General features: G+C 39.5%; 25 protein-coding genes. All 25 read right to left on the bottom strand.

Annotation, left to right across the window (positions count from 1 at the left end):
- Positions 1-31 precede the first annotated feature (31 nt).
- On the bottom strand, positions 32-571 hold the full coding sequence (gene rplF / locus FC748_RS20030; RefSeq protein ID WP_024364364.1) for a 50S ribosomal protein L6: 540 nt from the start codon (positions 569-571) through the stop codon (positions 32-34).
- A gap of 30 nt (positions 572-601) precedes the next feature.
- Positions 602-1,000, bottom strand: coding sequence for a 30S ribosomal protein S8 (rpsH, locus tag FC748_RS20025; RefSeq protein ID WP_008181717.1), 399 nt, complete (start codon positions 998-1,000; stop codon positions 602-604).
- A gap of 29 nt (positions 1,001-1,029) precedes the next feature.
- Positions 1,030-1,215, bottom strand: a complete 186-nt coding sequence (locus FC748_RS20020; RefSeq protein WP_004233656.1) for a type Z 30S ribosomal protein S14 — start codon at positions 1,213-1,215, stop codon at positions 1,030-1,032.
- 21 nt (positions 1,216-1,236) lie between these two features.
- Entirely contained in the window at positions 1,237-1,776 is a 540-nt protein-coding gene (gene rplE / locus FC748_RS20015) for a 50S ribosomal protein L5 (protein WP_024364365.1), read from the bottom strand.
- Between the two features lie 29 nt (positions 1,777-1,805).
- The gene (rplX, locus tag FC748_RS20010; RefSeq protein ID WP_004233652.1) at positions 1,806-2,114 is read right to left on the bottom strand and encodes a 50S ribosomal protein L24; all 309 of its coding nucleotides are present in this window, start codon (positions 2,112-2,114) and stop codon (positions 1,806-1,808) included.
- A 35-nt stretch (positions 2,115-2,149) separates the two neighbouring features.
- Positions 2,150-2,518, bottom strand: a complete 369-nt coding sequence (gene rplN, locus FC748_RS20005; protein ID WP_004233650.1) for a 50S ribosomal protein L14 — start codon at positions 2,516-2,518, stop codon at positions 2,150-2,152.
- Positions 2,519-2,561: 43 nt separating this feature from the next.
- Positions 2,562-2,825: a 30S ribosomal protein S17 gene (gene rpsQ / locus FC748_RS20000; RefSeq protein WP_024364366.1), complete on the bottom strand. Its 264-nt coding sequence runs from the start codon at positions 2,823-2,825 to the stop codon at positions 2,562-2,564.
- Positions 2,826-2,843: 18 nt separating this feature from the next.
- A complete protein-coding gene (gene rpmC / locus FC748_RS19995) occupies positions 2,844-3,044 on the bottom strand; it encodes a 50S ribosomal protein L29 (protein WP_004233646.1) in 201 nt (66 codons plus the stop codon).
- Positions 3,034-3,468, bottom strand: a complete 435-nt coding sequence (gene rplP, locus FC748_RS19990; RefSeq protein WP_010860599.1) for a 50S ribosomal protein L16 — start codon at positions 3,466-3,468, stop codon at positions 3,034-3,036. The genes rpmC and rplP overlap by 11 nt, the downstream gene beginning before the upstream one ends.
- A 1-nt stretch (position 3,469) precedes the next feature.
- Positions 3,470-4,123 (bottom strand): 30S ribosomal protein S3, encoded by a 654-nt coding sequence (gene rpsC, locus FC748_RS19985; RefSeq protein ID WP_024364367.1) that lies wholly within the window; start codon positions 4,121-4,123, stop codon positions 3,470-3,472.
- Positions 4,124-4,126: 3 nt separating this feature from the next.
- Positions 4,127-4,471, bottom strand: a complete 345-nt coding sequence (rplV, locus tag FC748_RS19980; RefSeq protein WP_004233639.1) for a 50S ribosomal protein L22 — start codon at positions 4,469-4,471, stop codon at positions 4,127-4,129.
- 22 nt (positions 4,472-4,493) lie between these two features.
- The gene (gene rpsS, locus FC748_RS19975; protein ID WP_004233637.1) at positions 4,494-4,772 is read right to left on the bottom strand and encodes a 30S ribosomal protein S19; all 279 of its coding nucleotides are present in this window, start codon (positions 4,770-4,772) and stop codon (positions 4,494-4,496) included.
- A gap of 60 nt (positions 4,773-4,832) precedes the next feature.
- Complete coding sequence (gene rplB, locus FC748_RS19970; RefSeq protein ID WP_024364368.1) at positions 4,833-5,663, bottom strand: 50S ribosomal protein L2; 831 nt, start codon at positions 5,661-5,663, stop codon at positions 4,833-4,835.
- Positions 5,664-5,710: 47 nt separating this feature from the next.
- Positions 5,711-5,995 carry a 50S ribosomal protein L23 gene (rplW, locus tag FC748_RS19965; RefSeq protein ID WP_036205532.1) on the bottom strand — a complete coding sequence of 95 codons (285 nt, stop codon included), beginning with the start codon at positions 5,993-5,995 and terminating at the stop codon, positions 5,711-5,713.
- Entirely contained in the window at positions 5,995-6,618 is a 624-nt protein-coding gene (rplD, locus tag FC748_RS19960) for a 50S ribosomal protein L4 (RefSeq protein WP_010860604.1), read from the bottom strand. Before rplD ends, rplW begins: the two co-directional genes overlap by 1 nt.
- 26 nt (positions 6,619-6,644) lie before the next feature.
- The gene (gene rplC, locus FC748_RS19955; RefSeq protein WP_024364370.1) at positions 6,645-7,274 is read right to left on the bottom strand and encodes a 50S ribosomal protein L3; all 630 of its coding nucleotides are present in this window, start codon (positions 7,272-7,274) and stop codon (positions 6,645-6,647) included.
- A 49-nt stretch (positions 7,275-7,323) separates the two neighbouring features.
- Positions 7,324-7,632 carry a 30S ribosomal protein S10 gene (rpsJ, locus tag FC748_RS19950; RefSeq protein ID WP_004233624.1) on the bottom strand — a complete coding sequence of 103 codons (309 nt, stop codon included), beginning with the start codon at positions 7,630-7,632 and terminating at the stop codon, positions 7,324-7,326.
- Positions 7,633-7,982: 350 nt separating this feature from the next.
- On the bottom strand, positions 7,983-9,299 hold the full coding sequence (locus FC748_RS19940; protein WP_108031058.1) for a Na+/H+ antiporter family protein: 1,317 nt from the start codon (positions 9,297-9,299) through the stop codon (positions 7,983-7,985).
- A gap of 166 nt (positions 9,300-9,465) precedes the next feature.
- Positions 9,466-11,445 carry an FtsX-like permease family protein gene (locus FC748_RS19935; RefSeq protein WP_024364372.1) on the bottom strand — a complete coding sequence of 660 codons (1,980 nt, stop codon included), beginning with the start codon at positions 11,443-11,445 and terminating at the stop codon, positions 9,466-9,468.
- Entirely contained in the window at positions 11,435-12,196 is a 762-nt protein-coding gene (locus FC748_RS19930) for an ABC transporter ATP-binding protein (protein ID WP_024364373.1), read from the bottom strand. Before FC748_RS19930 ends, FC748_RS19935 begins: the two co-directional genes overlap by 11 nt.
- A gap of 96 nt (positions 12,197-12,292) precedes the next feature.
- The gene (locus tag FC748_RS19925; RefSeq protein ID WP_108031104.1) at positions 12,293-13,309 is read right to left on the bottom strand and encodes a sensor histidine kinase; all 1,017 of its coding nucleotides are present in this window, start codon (positions 13,307-13,309) and stop codon (positions 12,293-12,295) included.
- Positions 13,310-13,315: 6 nt separating this feature from the next.
- The gene (locus FC748_RS19920) at positions 13,316-13,999 is read right to left on the bottom strand and encodes a response regulator transcription factor (protein ID WP_025220844.1); all 684 of its coding nucleotides are present in this window, start codon (positions 13,997-13,999) and stop codon (positions 13,316-13,318) included.
- Between the two features lie 100 nt (positions 14,000-14,099).
- Positions 14,100-15,287, bottom strand: a complete 1,188-nt coding sequence (gene tuf / locus FC748_RS19915) for an elongation factor Tu (RefSeq protein ID WP_024364376.1) — start codon at positions 15,285-15,287, stop codon at positions 14,100-14,102.
- A 135-nt stretch (positions 15,288-15,422) separates the two neighbouring features.
- A complete protein-coding gene (gene fusA, locus FC748_RS19910) occupies positions 15,423-17,501 on the bottom strand; it encodes an elongation factor G (protein ID WP_024364377.1) in 2,079 nt (692 codons plus the stop codon).
- A 42-nt stretch (positions 17,502-17,543) separates the two neighbouring features.
- Positions 17,544-18,014: a 30S ribosomal protein S7 gene (gene rpsG, locus FC748_RS19905; protein WP_024364378.1), complete on the bottom strand. Its 471-nt coding sequence runs from the start codon at positions 18,012-18,014 to the stop codon at positions 17,544-17,546.
- Between the last annotated feature and the right edge of the window lie 39 nt (positions 18,015-18,053).

The raw sequence follows: 18,053 nt of genomic DNA, 5'->3' as shown, positions 1-18,053 counted from the left end.
AGGGTCACTCCTTTCTAATGCTTAAGCAGCATTATTTACCTGTTTTACCTTCTTTACGACGAACGTATTCGCCTTCGTAACGGATACCTTTACCTTTATAAGGCTCTGGTGGACGAACGTCACGGATATTAGATGCAAGAGCGCCAACGCGTTCTTTGCTGATACCTTTAACGATGATTTTTGTATTAGTCGGAACTTCTACTTCAAGACCATCTTCTGGTGTGAACTCAACTGGGTGAGAGTAACCTACGTTAAGTACAAGCTTTTTACCTTGTAATTGCGCACGGTAACCGACACCGATAAGTTCTAATGATTTTTCGAAACCTGCAGAAACACCAGTAACCATGTTCGCTAAAAGCGCACGAGTAGTACCGTGGTTTGTGCGGTGTTCTTTTGAATCAGAAGGACGAGATACAGAGATCACATTTCCTTCTTGCTCAATTTTCATATCTTGGTGGAAAGAACGAACAAGTTCGCCTTTAGGACCTTTAACAGTAACAGTGTTGTCAGCTGCGACAGTAACAGTTACGTTAGCTGGTACCTCGATAATTTTTTTACCTACACGAGACATTTAGTTGCACCTCCATTCATTTATTGCTAATTACCAAACGTATGCTAGAACTTCGCCGCCAACTTGTTTAGCGCGAGCTTCTTTATCTGTTAATAAACCTTGTGAAGTTGACACTAAAGCGATACCAAGACCGTTCAGTACTTTAGGAACTTCATTTGTTTTAGCATATACACGTAGACCAGGTTTAGAAATACGTTTTAGGCCAGTGATAACGCGCTCGTTATCTTTACCGTATTTTAAGAAGATACGGATGATACCTTGTTTGTTGTCTTCCACGTATTCTACGTCACGTACGAAACCTTCACGCTTTAAAATTTCAGCGATTTCTTTTTTCACGTTGGAAGCTGGTACTTCTAACTTCTCGTGACGAACCATGTTCGCATTACGAATGCGAGTAAGCATATCTGCAATCGGATCAGTCATTGTCATTACATTTACCTCCTTCCCAAATTAGGGGATTACCAGCTGGCTTTTTTAACGCCAGGAATTTGTCCCTTATATGCAAGTTCTCGGAAACAAATACGGCAAAGTTTGAATTTGCGATATACTGAGTGTGGACGACCACAGCGTTCACAACGTGTATACTCTTGCACTTTAAACTTTTGCTTACGTTGTTGTTTAACGATCATAGATTTTTTAGCCACGTTTTCGCCCTCCTTGTTTAATTACTTTTGGAACGGCATACCGAATTGTGTCAATAACTCGCGAGCTTCTTCGTCAGAGTTCGCTGTCGTTACGATCACGATGTCCATACCGCGTACTTTTGAAACTTTATCGTAATCGATTTCTGGGAAAATTAATTGCTCTTTAACACCAAGAGTGTAGTTACCGCGACCATCGAATGCTTTTTTAGAAACACCACGGAAGTCACGTACACGAGGTAATGCGATTGCGATTAATTTATCCAAGAATTCATACATACGCTCACCGCGTAATGTAACTTTAGCACCGATAGGCATACCTTCACGTAGACGGAAACCTGCGATCGATTTTTTCGCTTTAGTTACTACTGGTTTTTGACCAGTGATAATTGTCAATTCTTCTACAGCTGCATCAAGCGCTTTAGAGTTTTGAACTGCATCGCCAACACCCATGTTGATAACGATTTTATCAACTTTTGGAAGTTGCATAACTGATTTATATCCAAATTTGCTCATTAGAGCAGGAGAAACTTCATTTAAATATTTTTCTTTTAGGCGGCTCATGTGTGTACCTCCCTTCTTTTATTTACTAATTAGTCGATTACTGCACCTGATTTTTTTGCAACACGAACTTTTTTACCGTTTTCGATTTTATAACCTACACGAGTCGGCTCGCCAGATTTAGGATCGATTAGCATTACGTTCGAAACGTGAATTGCAGCCTCTTGGCTTACAATCCCACCTTGTGGATTCAATTGGTTAGGTTTAACGTGTTTTTTCACGATGTTTACACCTTCAACAAGAACGCGGTCTTGTTTAGGGAAAGCAGCTAGGATTACTCCTTCTTTGCCTTTGTCCTTACCAGTGATAACCTTAACCTTGTCACCTTTTTTTACATGCATGCTGTCGCACCTCCTTGATTGGCACTGTCATGAAATTAAAGAACTTCTGGAGCTAGAGAAACGATTTTCATGAAGTTGCTGTCACGTAATTCACGTGCAACAGGTCCGAAAATACGAGTTCCGCGTGGTGATTTATCATCACGAATAATTACACAAGCATTTTCATCAAATTTGATGTAAGTACCGTCTTTACGACGTACGCCTGATTTAGTACGAACGATAACAGCTTTAACAACGTCACCCTTCTTGACAACGCCACCTGGTGTTGCTTTCTTAACTGTACAAACAACGATATCACCGATGTTAGCAGTTTTACGGCCAGAGCCACCAAGCACTTTAATTGTAAGAACTTCACGTGCACCTGAGTTGTCAGCAACTTTCATACGACTTTCTTGTTGGATCACTTAGGTTACCTCCCTTCGGAAATTGGTTGTTCCGAAATAGTTATTAAATAATAACCGCTTTTTCTACAACTTCAACTAGACGGAAACGTTTAGTAGCTGATAGCGGGCGAGTCTCCATGATACGTACGATATCACCGATTTTCGCTTGGTTTTGCTCATCATGAGCTTTAAACTTTTTAGAGTACTTTACACGTTTACCATAAAGCTTGTGCTTTTTGTGAGTTTCAACTAAAACAGAAATTGTTTTGTCCATTTTATCTGAAACAACGCGGCCCGTGTAAACTTTGCGTTGATTACGCTCAGTCATACTTGAAAACCTCCTTTATCAGTTATTTGCACTGATTTCTCTTTCACGAATAACAGTTTTCATACGCGCGATTGCTTTACGCACTTCACGAATACGAGCTGTGTTTTCTAATTGACCAGTCGCCAATTGGAAGCGAAGGTTGAAAAGCTCTTCTTTCAGTGATTTCACTTTTAATTCAATTTCAGAAGTGGCAAGGTCACGGATTTCATTAGCTTTCATTAGATTCACCACCAGTTTCTTGACGTTTTACGATCTTACATTTAACAGGAAGCTTATGTGATGCTAAACGAAGTGCTTCACGTGCGATCTCTTCAGATACACCAGCAATTTCGAACATTACTTTTCCTGGTTTAACAACTGCTACCCAACCTTCAGGAGAACCTTTACCAGAACCCATGCGGACTTCTAGAGGTTTTTTCGTGTAAGGTTTGTGCGGGAAGATTTTAATCCAAACTTTACCGCCACGTTTCATGTAACGAGTCATCGCGATACGTGCAGATTCGATTTGACGGTTAGTAATCCAGCTAGCAGTTTGAGCTTGTAAGCCCCATTCGCCGAAAGATACTTCTTTACCGCCTTTCGCTTCGCCACGCATGTTTCCGCGGTGTTCACGACGGTATTTTACGCGTTTAGGCAATAACATATTATTTGCCTCCTTCCACAGATTTCTTCGTAGGAAGAACTTCACCACGGTAGATCCATACTTTAACGCCTAATTTACCGTAAGTAGTGTCAGCTTCTGCGTGTGCATAGTCGATGTCAGCACGTAGAGTATGAAGTGGAACAGTTCCTTCACTGTAGTGTTCAGCACGCGCGATATCAGCGCCACCTAAACGACCAGATACTTGTGTTTTAATTCCTTTTGCACCAGCACGCATTGTGCGTTGGATTGATTGCTTTTGCGCACGACGGAATGAAACACGGTTTTCTAATTGACGAGCGATGTTTTCAGCTACTAGACGAGCGTCAAGATCAGCACGTTTAATTTCGATAATGTTGATGTGTACACGTTTACCAGTTAATTCGCCAAGGTATTTACGAAGATTTTCAACTTCAGTACCACCTTTACCGATTACCATCCCTGGTTTAGCAGTGTGAATTGTAATGTTTACACGGTTTGCAGCACGTTCGATTTCAACTTTAGAAACAGAAGCGTCTTTAAGAGCCGTTTCAATATATTTACGCACTTTGATGTCTTCGTGAAGTAGAGTTGCATAGTCTTTTTCAGCGTACCATTTTGACTCCCAGTCACGAATAATACCAACGCGCAGTCCTATTGGATGTACTTTTTGACCCACGGATTAACCCTCCTTCTTCTCAGATACCACTAAAGTGATGTGGCTTGTGCGTTTGTTAATTGCGCTTGCACGTCCTTGTGCACGTGGACGGAAACGTTTTAATGTTGGACCTTCATCAACGAATACTTCAGAAACTACTAAAGAGTTGATATCTAGATCGTAGTTGTGCTCAGCATTAGCAACTGCAGATTTTAATACTTTCTCAACGACTGGAGACGCCGCTTTTGGAGTATGACGTAAAATTGCAACTGCCTCACCTACTTGCTTACCTCGGATTAAGTCTACAACTAGACGAACTTTACGAGGAGCGATACGTACTGTGCGAGCGATAGCTTTAGCTTGTGTCATTAGGATTTACCTCCTCTCAAAATTAGCGTCTTGTTTTCTTGTCGTCTGCACCGTGACCTTTGTAAGTACGTGTCGGTGCGAATTCACCAAGTTTGTGGCCTACCATATCTTCTGTTACGTATACAGGAACATGTTTACGTCCATCATATACAGCAATTGTTAGTCCGATGAAGTTCGGGAAGATTGTAGAACGGCGAGACCAAGTTTTAATAACTTGTTTCTTCTCAGAAGCCTCTTGTGCTTCCACTTTTTTCATTAAGTGGTCGTCAACAAAAGGTCCTTTTTTCAAACTGCGACCCATGTAGGAACCTCCCTCTGTGATTCCACCACGGCTCTCACATAGAACCGTAGTTTAACCACTTTATTTTTTACGACTACGGATGATGAATTTATCCGATTTGTTTTTCTTATTACGAGTTTTGTAACCAAGTGCTGGTTTACCCCAAGGTGTCATCGGTGATTTACGTCCGATTGGAGAACGTCCTTCACCACCACCGTGTGGGTGATCGTTAGGGTTCATTACAGAACCACGAACAGTTGGGCGTTTACCTAACCAACGGCTACGACCTGCTTTACCGATGTGTACAAGTTCATGTTGTTCGTTACCAACTTGACCGATTGTAGCGCGGCAAGTAGCAAGAACTAAACGTACTTCACCAGATTGTAGACGAACGATTACGTATTTGTCTTCACGACCAAGTACTTGCGCAGAAGTACCAGCAGAACGTACTAATTGTCCACCTTTACCAGGTTTTAACTCGATGTTATGGATTGTTGTACCCATTGGAATGTTTGCTAATGGTAATGTGTTACCTACTTTAATATCAGCATCTGGACCAGATACGATTGTTTGACCAACCTCTAGACCTTTTGGTGCTAAGATGTAAGCTTTTGCTCCATCAGCGTAGTTGATTAATGCGATATTCGCAGAACGGTTTGGATCATATTCGATAGTAGCAACTTTCGCTGGAATGCCATCTTTAACACGTTTGAAATCGATAACACGATATTGCTTCTTATGACCACCACCATGATGACGAACAGTGATTTTACCTTGGTTGTTACGACCAGCTTTGCGTTTAGTTGGTTCAAGCAATGATTTCTCAGGCTTGTTAGTTGTAATTTCCGCAAAGTCTAAAGACGTCATATTACGACGACCATTAGAGGTAGGTTTATACTTTTTAATCGCCATTGTGTTTCCCTCCTTCTTGATTGTTCAAATCATAAATCCTTAAAGGATTACATTTCGAATAATTCGATGTCTTTGCTGTCCGCAGTTAGTTTAACAATCGCTTTACGACGTTTGTTTGTGTAACCACCGTAACGGCCAACGCGTTTGAATTTACCTTTGTAGTTAAGAACGTTTACTTTCTCAACGTTTACGCCAAAGATTTCTTCTACAGCGTCTTTTACTTGAGTTTTGTTAGCGCGAGTGTCTACTTCGAAAGTATACTTTTTCTCTGCCATAAGTTCTGAAGAACGCTCAGTAATGACCGGACGTTTTAAAATATCACGTGCTTCCATTATCCAAGCACCTCCTCAACTTTTTCTACTGCAGCTTTAGTGAATACAACTTTTTCGTGACCTAAAAGATCAAGAACGTTGATTCCGTTTGCAGTTAACACTGTTACACCAGGGATGTTACGAGCAGATAATGCTACGTTTTCATCTAGGTCAGCAGTTACGAATAAAGATTTTTTCTCTAAAGAAAGATCTTTAAGAATTTTAGTGAATTCTTTTGTTTTTGGTGCTGCTAGTGTAAGAGCATCAAGAACTAAGAAGTTTTGTTCTACTACTTTAGCTGATAAAGCAGATTTAAGAGCTAAACGACGAACTTTTTTAGGTAATTTATAAGAATAGCTACGTGGAGTTGGACCGAATACGATACCACCGCCGCGCCATTGTGGAGAACGGATAGAACCTTGACGAGCACGACCAGTTCCTTTTTGGCGCCATGGTTTACGACCACCACCAGCAACTTCAGAACGGTTTTTCACCTTATGATTACCTTGACGAAGAGAAGCGCGTTGTGCAACTACTGCGTCGAATAATACTGCTTCATTTGGCTCGATTCCGAAGATCGCTTCGTTTAACTCGATTTCACCAACTGAAGCACCTGTTTGACTAAGTACAGATACTTTTGTCATTCCTGTTTCCTCCTTTCTTGAAGTGATTAGTTAGCTTTAATTGCAGTTTTAACTGTAACTAGAGCTTTTTTAGAACCAGGAACATTACCTTTAACAAGTAGTAAGTTACGTTCCGCATCAACTTTTACGATTTCTAAGTTTTGGATTGTAACTACTGTGCCACCCATTTGACCAGGTAATTTCTTTTGTTTAAATACGCGGTTCGGAGCAACTGGACCCATTGAACCAGGACGACGGTGGTAACGAGAACCGTGGGCCATAGGACCACGAGATTGTCCGTGGCGTTTGATAACACCTTGGAAACCTTTACCTTTAGTAACACCTGTTACATCAATTACATCGCCTTCTGCGAAAATTTCTACTTTGACTTCTTGACCAACTTCGTATTCTTCAACGTTCACGTTGCGGAATTCACGAATGAAGCGCTTAGGAGCAGTATTCGCTTTTGCTACGTGACCTTGCGCTGGTTTGTTAGAAAGCTTAACGCGCTTATCTTCGAAACCAACTTGAATTGCTTCGTAGCCGTCTGTTTCAACAGTTTTCTTTTGAAGAACTACGTTTGGAGTAGCTTCGATAACTGTTACCGGGATTAAATCGCCGTTTTCAGCGAAAACTTGTGTCATACCAATTTTTCTACCTAAGATTCCTTTAGCCATTTGTCACACCTCCTGTAAGTTTTAAAAAGTTGTTATATTGTTTTTACCATTAAAGTTTGATTTCGATATCAACGCCAGATGGTAAATCAAGTTTCATTAACGCATCAACAGTTTGTGGTGTTGGGTTAACGATATCGATCAGACGTTTATGCGTACGCATCTCGAATTGTTCACGAGAATCTTTGTACTTGTGAACAGCACGTAGAATTGTGTACACAGACTTCTCAGTTGGAAGTGGAATCGGACCTGATACACTTGCACCTGAACGTTTTGCAGTCTCCACAATTTTCTCAGCAGACTGATCTAAAATACGGTGATCATACGCTTTTAAACGAATACGAATCTTTTGTTTTGCCATTATTTTCCCTCCTTCTCGCCTATTTTCTAGACATTCTCCACGAAAATTCTCCAACGCACCGCCATGGCAAAGCGGCCGGGTGTGTCGGCAACCTCTCGTTTCATCGCAGTCAAAGACCAACATTCAACATTATATACAATAAAAAAAGAATAAGCAAGTCTTTTCGCTAAATTCTTTTAAATGTTGTAGATATTCTTTACTACTAATATTTCTCGCTTATTTAAGCCGTTTACTAGTATATATAATTTTCGTGTATTTTGCAACACATAACCTGTGCTATCTACGTTTTCGAACATTTCGAACAATTAATAAAAAAGCAGTCTCTAAAATTTAGAAACTGCTTCTCAATATTATAGAAAGAATACACAGGCAATCCAACCAGATAGGACGAGTGGAATATTAATAAAGATAAACGTTGGTACACATGTATCCCAAATATGATTATGTTGTCCATCAACATTTAAGCCAGCAGTTGGTCCTAATGTTGAATCTGATGCTGGTGAACCTGCGTCACCTAATGCGCCCGCAGTTCCGATTAAGCACAATATCGCTAAAGGGCTCATTCCTAATCCTTGTGCTAACGGAACAAATAAAGTCGCAATAATCGGTACTGTCGCAAAAGAAGAACCAATGCCCATTGTTACAACTAATCCAATCACCAGCATAATAAATACCGCCAAACTTCTATTGCCTTCAAGGTACGTCAGAGAGCTTGTAATTAAGCTATCTACATCACCCGTAGCATTGATTACTGAGGCGAATCCATTGGCAGCAATCATGACGAAGCCAATGAACGCCATCATTTTCATACCTTCTGATAGAATTTCATCGGCCTCTCTCCATTTAAGAGCACCCGTAAAATACATAATCATGATCCCTGCAAAGGCTCCGACAATCATGGAATCTGTTGCGATTTGCGCGATAAGGGAAACAATTAATGCTAGTGCCGTAGAAATAATAACTGATTTACTGACATTCACATTTAAAGTCGCTGTTTCTACATCTGTATTTTTGTATATACGTGGTTTGCGATATACATAGAAGGCAATCCCTAGTCCTACTAACATACCTAGGATAGGAATAGCCATTGCTACAGGCACATCACTTGCTTGTGCAACCATTCCGGCATTTGTAACTTGCGTTGACACAATTTCTTGGAAGATGGCCCCGAAGCCTGCTGGTACAAAACTATAGGTGCCAATTAAGCCAACCGCAATCAATGTTGCTATTATTCTACGATCCACTTCAAGCATATTTAAAACCTTTAAAATCGGTGGTATTAGTAAAGGGATAAAAGCAATATGAATTGGAATTAAATTTTGAGAAAAAATGGCCATGATAAAAATAAGAAGAAAAATTAATACTTTTACTAAGCCCTTCCTATTACTTGAACCATTTTTATTTAACACGTTTAACATACCTGCAATGAATAAGTCAGGTATACCTGTCTTCGAGATAGCTATAGCAAATCCACCAAGTAGACCATAACTAAGTGCAATAGTAGCACCTGCCCCTAACCCCTCTGTAAACGACTCGACAGTTGCTTGAATACCCATACCACTTGTTAAGCCCCCTGCAAAGGCTCCTAAAACAAGTGAAAGGACAACATTGATTCGAAGCAAACTTAATATTAACATGACAGCTACTGCCACAATTACCGCATTCATAAAGACACTTCACTTTCGTACACTAGATTATTAATATGTTAAACTTTAATATTCTGACAAACGAAAGTCAAGCTGTTATGAAATATTTCATTAAATGTAAAATTCAAAAAACAGTATGACCTGTATTAGATCATACTGTTTTTCGGAGTTTCTTCCTATTTAATAGTTATAATGATTCTCTTATTACTTTTTTATAATAACCAACCGAAAGGACTGCAAAAATTGCATATAAAGCGACGTAACAGCTCATAGCAATCCATAACGGTGTTGTTAATTCTGAACCAAATAAAAACCATCCTGATTTCACTGCAAAATAACTATGAAGTAGACCAATCAGTAAAGGAACACCAAAATTGAACGCCTGTTTCATAAAGATTCCCTTCATGATATCTCGTTCTGAGAAGCCAATCTTTCTTAAAATTGTATATGCTCCTCGTTCTTCTTCTGCTTCAGACATTTGTTTAAAGTACAGAATGCTACCAGTCGTCATTAAAAATGCTAAGCCTAAAAATGCTGTCGTAAAAATTATTAACCCAAGTGATTCAATATTTCCTTTACGTTCAGCTTCAAATGACTTGATTTTAAAGTTTTGCGTATTGCCATCATTATCAAAAATAGTAATGGCATCTGCGCCTGATTCTTCATACAATTTTTCAGCTAGTGCAAGGTCTTTCTTTGACTGTAATGTAATCGAAGTTTGTTTATGCCAAGGGAATAGTTTTGCTTGCGTTGACAATTTTTCAAACAATGCATCAGACACTACAAAAATTGGACCTCCGCCACCAGACGTTACTGTTCCACCAATAATACTTTCATCATGAATAGCTTTGACATGCAGTGTTTCTTTAAGTTTACCTGCTGATACGACTAGATTACGATCCTTTTCTAATGGGAACATCTCCGCCATATAGCCACCATAGTTCGTTAAAATAACATCATTACCCGCAATTGTTGTATTTGGGTTTCTACGTTGATAATCAGAAAGTGGAATGGTATAAATCGTGCCTTCCATGTTATAAAATGGACTATCTTTTTGTTCTTTAGCCATTAACTGAGCGATGGTAGCTGTAACCCCTTGTAAACGATATTCAACCTTATCATAAGCGATATTATTTTCCTCTAGTTTCTTTAAAAAATCCTGTCCTTGATCTTCATGCAAAATGTAATCGCCAGGGATTTGACTATAGGCATCAGCTTCTGAAGAATAATACGAAATATATGATAAAGTGGTAATCCCAAGTGATACACCCGTTAAAACTGTAATCAGTGTCAATGATTTAGCATTACTTTTCATGCGATGCATAATTGGTGTTAACGCTAATACATCATGGACAGTCAAATGTCCATTTTTCTTTAAACGAACAGTATTCATTATAAATGCTACAGAGAAACGGAAAACTAGGAATGTTCCCCCAATTGTTGTAGCCAAAATAATAATCATATTATTAAATAGATTGCCTGCATTATTAATATCAAATAATTTCGTTGATGCATAGTAGCCATATGCAATGAGTACAAGCCCTAAAAAGCCAATAACCATTTGTAATGGGCTGAATCGTTTTACACGCTCATCTGCTTGTTTAGCCGCGCTAAATAAGGATAATAGTGATACACGGTGAATCATCCACGTCATTTGGAACAAGACGATAACTAATAAGATAGCGAAAACAACGATAGATTGTTGCAATGCTTGAGTACTAAAGGTCATTTTCACAAGCGTCTCTTTTTCAATGATACGCAATAAAATCATGGCGATTAGGCGAGAGCTAAAGAAACCAACAATTATCCCTACAGCGACAGCTCCTACAAATAATAGAATGCTTTCTAAAGCCAATAAGCGTACAATTAATCCCTTTGTCATTCCTATTAGCTGATACAAGCCAATTTCCTTGCTACGACGCTTCATAAATAAGTGGTTTGCATATAACACGAAAAATAAAATAATAAAGTACAAAATATAAGTTGCAGCCTTAAATCCTGCTGATGCTGTGCCACTCTTTTGAACGGAATCGAAAACTTCACCATTATGCTGTAATGTCACAAAAGAAAAATAGAGTGTCACACTAAAAATAAGTGCAAAGAAGTATAAATAATAGTGTTTCATATTTTTCTTCATACTTCGGAATACAAGCTTACTAAGACTCATAACCGTCACCGCCTAGCACACTTTGCGTATGCATGATTTCTTGGAAAAACGCCTGTCTTGTTTTATCACCTTTGTATAGTTCACTGTAAATTAGCCCATCTTTTAAAAACAAAACACGTGTACAGAAACTCGCTGCTACTGCATCATGCGTTACCATCATAATTGTCGCTTTCTTGGTTTCATTAATACTTTGCAAATTCTTCAACAGAGCTGTTGCTGATTTCGAATCTAGTGCCCCTGTAGGTTCATCTGCAAAGACCATTGATGGATTTGTAATTAATGCACGCGCAGCCGATGTACGTTGCTTTTGACCGCCAGAAATTTCATTTGGGTATTTATTTAATATATCTCCAATACCAAGTAAATAAGTAAGCTCTTTGACACGACTTTCTGCTACAGCTTTCGGTAACTTGCTAATCGCTAATGGCAGCAAGATGTTTTCCTTCACTGTCAAAGTGTCCAATAAATTATAATCTTGGAATATGAACCCAAGCTGTTCACGACGGAAGTTAGCTAGAGCCTTTTCTTTCATCCCTCGTAAGCTTTGTCCATTTATTTCAATAACACCTTCCGTTGCAAAATCAATCGAACACAACACATTTAATAATGTCGTCTTCCCTGAGCCTGACGGACCCATAATGCCAACAAACTCTCCTTCATTCACTTCTAAATCTATACCCTTCAACACCTCTTGTGCCGTCGATTTTTTACCATATACTTTTTTTACTTTACGTCCAATTAAAACTGCCACAGGTTAACGCCCCTTTCTATACTACAAGTGTACCCTGTCTACACGTTCAATTCGTGCGTTTTACATGACAATATAAAAAGGTAGGTGACAATTTCGTCATCTACCTGTTAGTTTGGCATATTCATTTTGTAATGGGAATCGTAGCGTAAAGATTGACCCTTCCCCTACTACTGATTGTACACTAATACGAACGCCAATTTTTTGAGCAATGTTATGTGCTAAATACAAGCCCATACCCGTTGACTGTGCAGATTCTCTACCTGCCGTTCCTGTATACGATTTTTGGAAAATCCGTGGCATATCATCTGGTCTTATTCCAATACCATTATCCTTAATATGTAACAACGTTGCACCAGATGAATCAACCTCTGTAAAAATAAAGATTTCTGTATTAATAGGGCTATATTTAATAGCATTTGATAGAATTTGCCTTACAATGAACGCTATCCATTTACTATCAGTTAAAACTACTTCTGTTAATTCACCAACATCAAAGCCGATATCCTTTTCTAAGCACCATGCTTGCATCGCACGGATTTCTTTGTAAACAACATCGCGCAGTTCTATTTCACTTAAAAAATTATCCTTTTCAATTGTTGCAAGACGTGTTTGGTGTAATTGCTGATCGACAAGCAGATGCAACCTTAACCATTCGGTCTCTAGTTTCCTGCGCAAAGTTGAGTCTTCAATATGATCTAACATTAAATTTATAGTTGTTAAAGGAGCCTTCACTTCATGTACCCATGCTAACAGCTCATCTGAATACTCCTGTAGTTGCACCTTCGCATGATTCAGCTCTGCATCCTTATCATAGAAGACGTCTTCAATTTTTAGGTAGTATGCCTCCTGAAAAGGTGATAGAGCTAAGCTTCTAGCATGAGCATCATCCAGCCTGCTATCTACATTTCCCAGGAAATCTTTCAGTTGACCTATTTCCTTTGTGTACCGCCATAATAAAAAAATGAAAAACGCCACAATCATAATCATATTGACATACCAAATAGAGATGCCAACTAAACCAACGTCTAAAGTAAATAATATGTTAAGCACGACAAGAAGAAAAACAAAAAAGCCAATCCACGCTAGCCGTTCTCTTATAAATAAAAATAGCATTTTCACTCACGTCACCTGCGTCACTGCTATATAGCCGAGCCCCTTTTTTGTCACAATAACTTCCTGTAAGCCGATATCCTCTAGCTTAGCACGTAATCGATTAACATTGACTGATAATGTATTATCATTCACAAAGCGCTCATCGTCCCATAGTTTTCTCATTAAGTCCTCTCTAGAAACGATATGATTAGCCTTTTCCAATAAAACTCGTAAAATAAACAGTTCATTTTTAGTTAACGAAACAAGCTGCCCATTATACATAATCTCACTACGCGCATAATCCAAAACGGCACCATTGAAACGCGTGACATCCATTGTTTCTTCAACATAGTCATAAGTACGGCGTAAAATAGCTTGAACTTTTGCAAGTAACACCTCCATATGGAAGGGTTTTTGTATAAAATCATCGGCACCCATCTGCATCGCCATTACCATATCCATTGGATGATCTCGTGAAGATAGAAAGAGGATCGGCACCTTTGAAATATGTCGTATTTCACGGCACCAATGAAAGCCATCATATGCCGGTAGTTGAATATCTATTAAAACTAGCTGTGGCTTCTCTTCGATAAAATCATCCATCACCTTTTGAAAATCAGTTGGACCTACAACACGTAATGACCATTGCAAAAAGCGTTCTTCGATCATTGCAAAAATTGATGGATCATCTTCTATCAATAAAACCTTCATTTCCATACGCTGACGCTCCTTTCACTTATATATTTTAACATAAAAAACCAATCTGTAAGCGTCCCTACAGATTGGTTTTAAAATTAGCCTAAGCTAAATATTATTTTTGGATAGAAGCAACTACGCCAGCGCCTACAGTACGGCCACCCTCACGGATAGAGAATTTAGTACCTTCTTCAAGAGCGATTGGAGCGATAAGTTCTACTGTCATTTCGATGTTATCGCCAGGCATTACCATTTCAACGCCTTCTGGTAAGTTACAGATACCTGTTACGTCAGTTGTACGGAAGTAGAACTGAGGACGGTAGTTAGAGAAGAATGGAGTATGACGGCCACCCTCTTCTTTTGATAAAACGTAAACTTCAGCTTTGAAGTTTGTGTGTGGAGTGATTGAGCCTGGTTTAGCTAATACTTGACCACGTTGGATTTCTTCACGAGCTACACCACGAAGTAAAGCACCGATGTTGTCACCAGCTTCAGCGTAGTCTAATAATTTACGGAACATTTCAACGCCAGTTACAGTTGTAGATTTAGCTTCTTCAGCGATACCTACGATTTCAACTACGTCACCAACTTTAACTTGACCACGTTCAACACGGCCAGTTGCAACTGTACCACGACCAGTGATAGAGAATACGTCCTCTACTGGCATCATGAATGGTTTGTCAGTTTGACGTTCTGGAGTTGGGATGTAAGAATCTACAGCGTCCATTAATTCAACGATTTTTTCTTCCCATTCTGGTTCACCTTCAAGAGCTTTAAGAGCAGAACCTTTGATTACTGGGATATCGTCGCCTGGGAAGTCATATTCAGAAAGTAGGTCACGGATTTCCATTTCTACTAATTCTAATAATTCTTCGTCGTCTACCATATCACATTTGTTCATGAATACTACTAAGTATGGAACACCTACTTGACGAGATAAAAGGATGTGTTCACGAGTTTGTGGCATTGGGCCGTCAGCAGCAGATACTACTAAGATACCGCCGTCCATTTGTGCAGCACCAGTGATCATGTTTTTAACATAGTCAGCGTGTCCTGGGCAGTCAACGTGTGCATAGTGACGAGATTCTGTTTCGTATTCTACGTGAGAAGTATTGATTGTGATACCACGTTCTTTTTCTTCTGGTGCGTTATCGATATCAGCGTATGATTTAGCTGTACCACCCATTTTTTTAGAAAGAACTGTAGCGATTGCAGCAGTTAAAGTTGTTTTACCATGGTCAACGTGTCCGATTGTACCAATGTTAGCATGCGTTTTTGAACGGTCAAATTTTTCTTTAGCCATTAGAGATTGCCTCCTCGAAATTGTATGTTTTATTTAAAAATTTATAGAATGAATGCTGATAGAGAACGGGCCCATCCTCTATCCTGCAATCATAGCTTACAAATTAGTTATACTTTATGCAAGATGAAAATTCAATTATTCACCTTTATTTTTTTTGATGATGTCAGCAGCAATTGATTTTGGTACTTCTTCATAATGATCAAATGTCATTGAGAATACACCGCGACCTTGAGTTGCTGAACGAAGAGTTGTTGCGTAACCAAACATTTCCGAAAGCGGAACCATTGCACGAACAACTTGAGAGTTACCGCGAGCATCCATACCCTCAACGCGTCCGCGACGAGAAGTGATGTTACCCATGATATCACCAAGGTACTCTTCTGGAATTACAACTTCTACTTTCATCATTGGTTCTAAAATTACAGCATCACATTGTTTAGCTGCTTCTTTAAGAGCCATAGAAGCTGCGATTTTAAACGCCATCTCATTCGAGTCAACGTCATGGTAAGAACCGAATACTAATTTCGCTTTAATGTCGATTAGTGGGTAACCAGCTACTACACCGCGGTCAAGAGAGTCACGAAGACCTGCTTCAACTGCAGGGATGTATTCACGAGGAACTACACCACCAACGATAGCGTTTTCGAATTCGAAGCCTTTACCTTCTTCATTTGGAGAGAACTCAATCGTTACGTCACCATATTGTCCACGACCACCAGATTGGCGAGTGAATTTACCTTGAACTTTTGCAGAGCTACGGAATGTTTCACGGTAAGATACCATTGGAGCACCTACGTTAGCTTCTACTTTAAATTCACGGCGCATACGGTCAACTAAGATATCAAGGTGAAGCTCACCCATACCTGAGATGATTGTTTGTCCAGTTTCTGTGTCAGTGTGAGCACGGAAAGTTGGATCCTCTTCTTGAAGTTTTTGTAAAGCTTGACCCATTTTGTCTTGGTCAGCTTTTGATTTTGGTTCTACAGAAAGAGAAATTACTGGTTCAGGGAATTCCATTGATTCAAGAATAACTAGGTTTTTCTCGTCACATAGAGTATCACCAGTAGTAGTATCTTTAAGACCTACTGCTGCTGCGATGTCCCCAGCGAACACTTTAGAAATCTCTTCACGAGAGTTAGCGTGCATTTGTAGGATACGACCTACACGTTCACGTTTACCTTTAGAAGAGTTTTGTACGTATGAACCTGCATCTAATGTTCCAGAGTACACACGGAAGAAAGTTAATTTACCTACGAATGGGTCAGTCATAACTTTGAATGCAAGAGCTGAGAATGGCTCGTCATCAGAAGATTTACGTTCTAACTCTTCGTCACCATCAACTGAAGTACCTTTGATTGCTGGTACATCAACTGGAGATGGTAAGTAATCGATAACTGCATTTAACATTGGGCGTACGCCTTTGTGTTTGAATGCTGTACCACAGATTACTGGGTAGAATTCTACTGCGATTGTAGCACGACGGATAGCCGCTTTAAGCTCAGCAACAGTGATTTCTTCGCCTTCTAAATATTTTTCCATGATTTCTTCATCAACACTTGCAACAGCGTCGATTAATTTTTCACGGTATTCTTCAGCGATTTCGCGGTGCTCTTCAGGAATTTCACCTTCAGTTACTGCAGTACCTTTTTCATCGCCGTAGAAAGTTGCTTTCATTTCAACTAAGTCAATGATAGCAGAGAACTGATCTTCAGCTCCGATAGGTAATTGGATTGGGTGAGCGTTTGCTTGTAAACGTTCGTGTAGAGTACCTACTGAATACAAGAAGTCTGCACCTGTTTTATCCATTTTGTTAATGAATACGATACGTGGAACACCGTAAGTTGTAGCTTGACGCCATACAGTTTCTGTTTGAGGCTCAACACCAGATTGAGCATCTAGTACTGTTACAGCACCATCAAGTACGCGTAAAGAACGTTCTACTTCTACAGTGAAGTCTACGTGTCCAGGAGTATCGATGATGTTTACACGGTGGCCTGCCCATTGAGCTGTTGTTGCAGCAGAAGTGATTGTAATACCACGTTCTTGCTCTTGCTCCATCCAGTCCATTTGAGAAGCGCCTTCATGAGTTTCACCGATTTTGTGAATCTTACCTGTGTAATAAAGGATACGCTCAGTTGTTGTTGTTTTACCAGCATCAATGTGAGCCATGATCCCAATATTACGAGTATTCTCTAGAGAGAATTCGCGTTTCATTAGGTATTTCTCCTTCCATATTGGGCTTATGCTATGTTTAGATTACCAACGGTAGTGAGCGAATGCTTTGTTCGCTTCTGCCATTTTGTGCATATCTTCACGTTTCTTAACTGATGCACCAGTGTTGTTAGAAGCATCTAGAATTTCGTTAGCTAAACGCTCTTCCATAGTTTTTTCACCACGAAGACGAGAATAGTTAACTAGGTAACGAAGACCTAAAGTTGTACGACGTTCTGGACGTACTTCAACTGGTACTTGGTAGTTTGAACCACCAACACGGCGAGCGCGTACTTCAAGAACTGGCATTACGTTGTTTAGAGCAGCTTCGAATACTTCAATTGGATTTTCACCAGAACGTTCTTTAACTAGTTCGAACGCACCGTATAAAATCTTTTGAGAAGTACCTCTTTTACCATCAACCATCATTTTATTGATTAAACGAGTTACTAGTTTTGAATTATAAATTGGATCTGGTAACACGTCACGTTTGGAAACAGGACCTTTACGAGGCATGTGTTTTCCTCCTTTCGAATAATTATCGATTTTTTTTAT

This window comes from Lysinibacillus sphaericus (assembly GCF_005217585.1).
GTDB classification, from domain to species: Bacteria; Bacillota; Bacilli; order Bacillales_A; family Planococcaceae; genus Lysinibacillus; species Lysinibacillus sphaericus.
Note: the sequence above shows the minus strand (reverse complement) of the source record. Positions and strands in the feature narration are given on the sequence as shown.

Excerpts from the sequence above, each read along its gene's own strand:
- rplF (WP_024364364.1), bottom strand. The coding sequence starts at position 571 with ATGTCTCGTGTAGGTAAAAAAATTATCGAGGTACCAGCTAACGTAACT.
- rpsH (WP_008181717.1), bottom strand. The coding sequence starts at position 1,000 with ATGACAATGACTGATCCGATTGCAGATATGCTTACTCGCATTCGTAAT.
- rplE (WP_024364365.1), bottom strand. The coding sequence starts at position 1,776 with ATGAGCCGCCTAAAAGAAAAATATTTAAATGAAGTTTCTCCTGCTCTA.
- rplX (WP_004233652.1), bottom strand. The coding sequence starts at position 2,114 with ATGCATGTAAAAAAAGGTGACAAGGTTAAGGTTATCACTGGTAAGGAC.
- rpsQ (WP_024364366.1), bottom strand. The coding sequence starts at position 2,825 with ATGACTGAGCGTAATCAACGCAAAGTTTACACGGGCCGCGTTGTTTCA.
- rpmC (WP_004233646.1), bottom strand. The coding sequence starts at position 3,044 with ATGAAAGCTAATGAAATCCGTGACCTTGCCACTTCTGAAATTGAATTA.
- rplP (WP_010860599.1), bottom strand. The coding sequence starts at position 3,468 with ATGTTATTGCCTAAACGCGTAAAATACCGTCGTGAACACCGCGGAAAC.
- rplV (WP_004233639.1), bottom strand. The coding sequence starts at position 4,471 with ATGACACAAGCTAAAGCTATCGCTCGCACAGTACGTATCGCTCCTCGT.
- rpsS (WP_004233637.1), bottom strand. The coding sequence starts at position 4,772 with ATGGGTCGCAGTTTGAAAAAAGGACCTTTTGTTGACGACCACTTAATG.
- rplB (WP_024364368.1), bottom strand. The coding sequence starts at position 5,663 with ATGGCGATTAAAAAGTATAAACCTACCTCTAATGGTCGTCGTAATATG.
- rplW (WP_036205532.1), bottom strand. The coding sequence starts at position 5,995 with ATGGAAGCACGTGATATTTTAAAACGTCCGGTCATTACTGAGCGTTCT.
- rplD (WP_010860604.1), bottom strand. The coding sequence starts at position 6,618 with ATGACAAAAGTATCTGTACTTAGTCAAACAGGTGCTTCAGTTGGTGAA.
- rplC (WP_024364370.1), bottom strand. The coding sequence starts at position 7,274 with ATGGCTAAAGGAATCTTAGGTAGAAAAATTGGTATGACACAAGTTTTC.
- rpsJ (WP_004233624.1), bottom strand. The coding sequence starts at position 7,632 with ATGGCAAAACAAAAGATTCGTATTCGTTTAAAAGCGTATGATCACCGT.
- FC748_RS19940 (WP_108031058.1), bottom strand. The coding sequence starts at position 9,299 with ATGAATGCGGTAATTGTGGCAGTAGCTGTCATGTTAATATTAAGTTTG.
- FC748_RS19935 (WP_024364372.1), bottom strand. The coding sequence starts at position 11,445 with ATGAGTCTTAGTAAGCTTGTATTCCGAAGTATGAAGAAAAATATGAAA.
- FC748_RS19925 (WP_108031104.1), bottom strand. The coding sequence starts at position 13,309 with ATGCTATTTTTATTTATAAGAGAACGGCTAGCGTGGATTGGCTTTTTT.
- FC748_RS19920 (WP_025220844.1), bottom strand. The coding sequence starts at position 13,999 with ATGAAGGTTTTATTGATAGAAGATGATCCATCAATTTTTGCAATGATC.
- tuf (WP_024364376.1), bottom strand. The coding sequence starts at position 15,287 with ATGGCTAAAGAAAAATTTGACCGTTCAAAAACGCATGCTAACATTGGT.
- fusA (WP_024364377.1), bottom strand. The coding sequence starts at position 17,501 with ATGAAACGCGAATTCTCTCTAGAGAATACTCGTAATATTGGGATCATG.
- rpsG (WP_024364378.1), bottom strand. The coding sequence starts at position 18,014 with ATGCCTCGTAAAGGTCCTGTTTCCAAACGTGACGTGTTACCAGATCCA.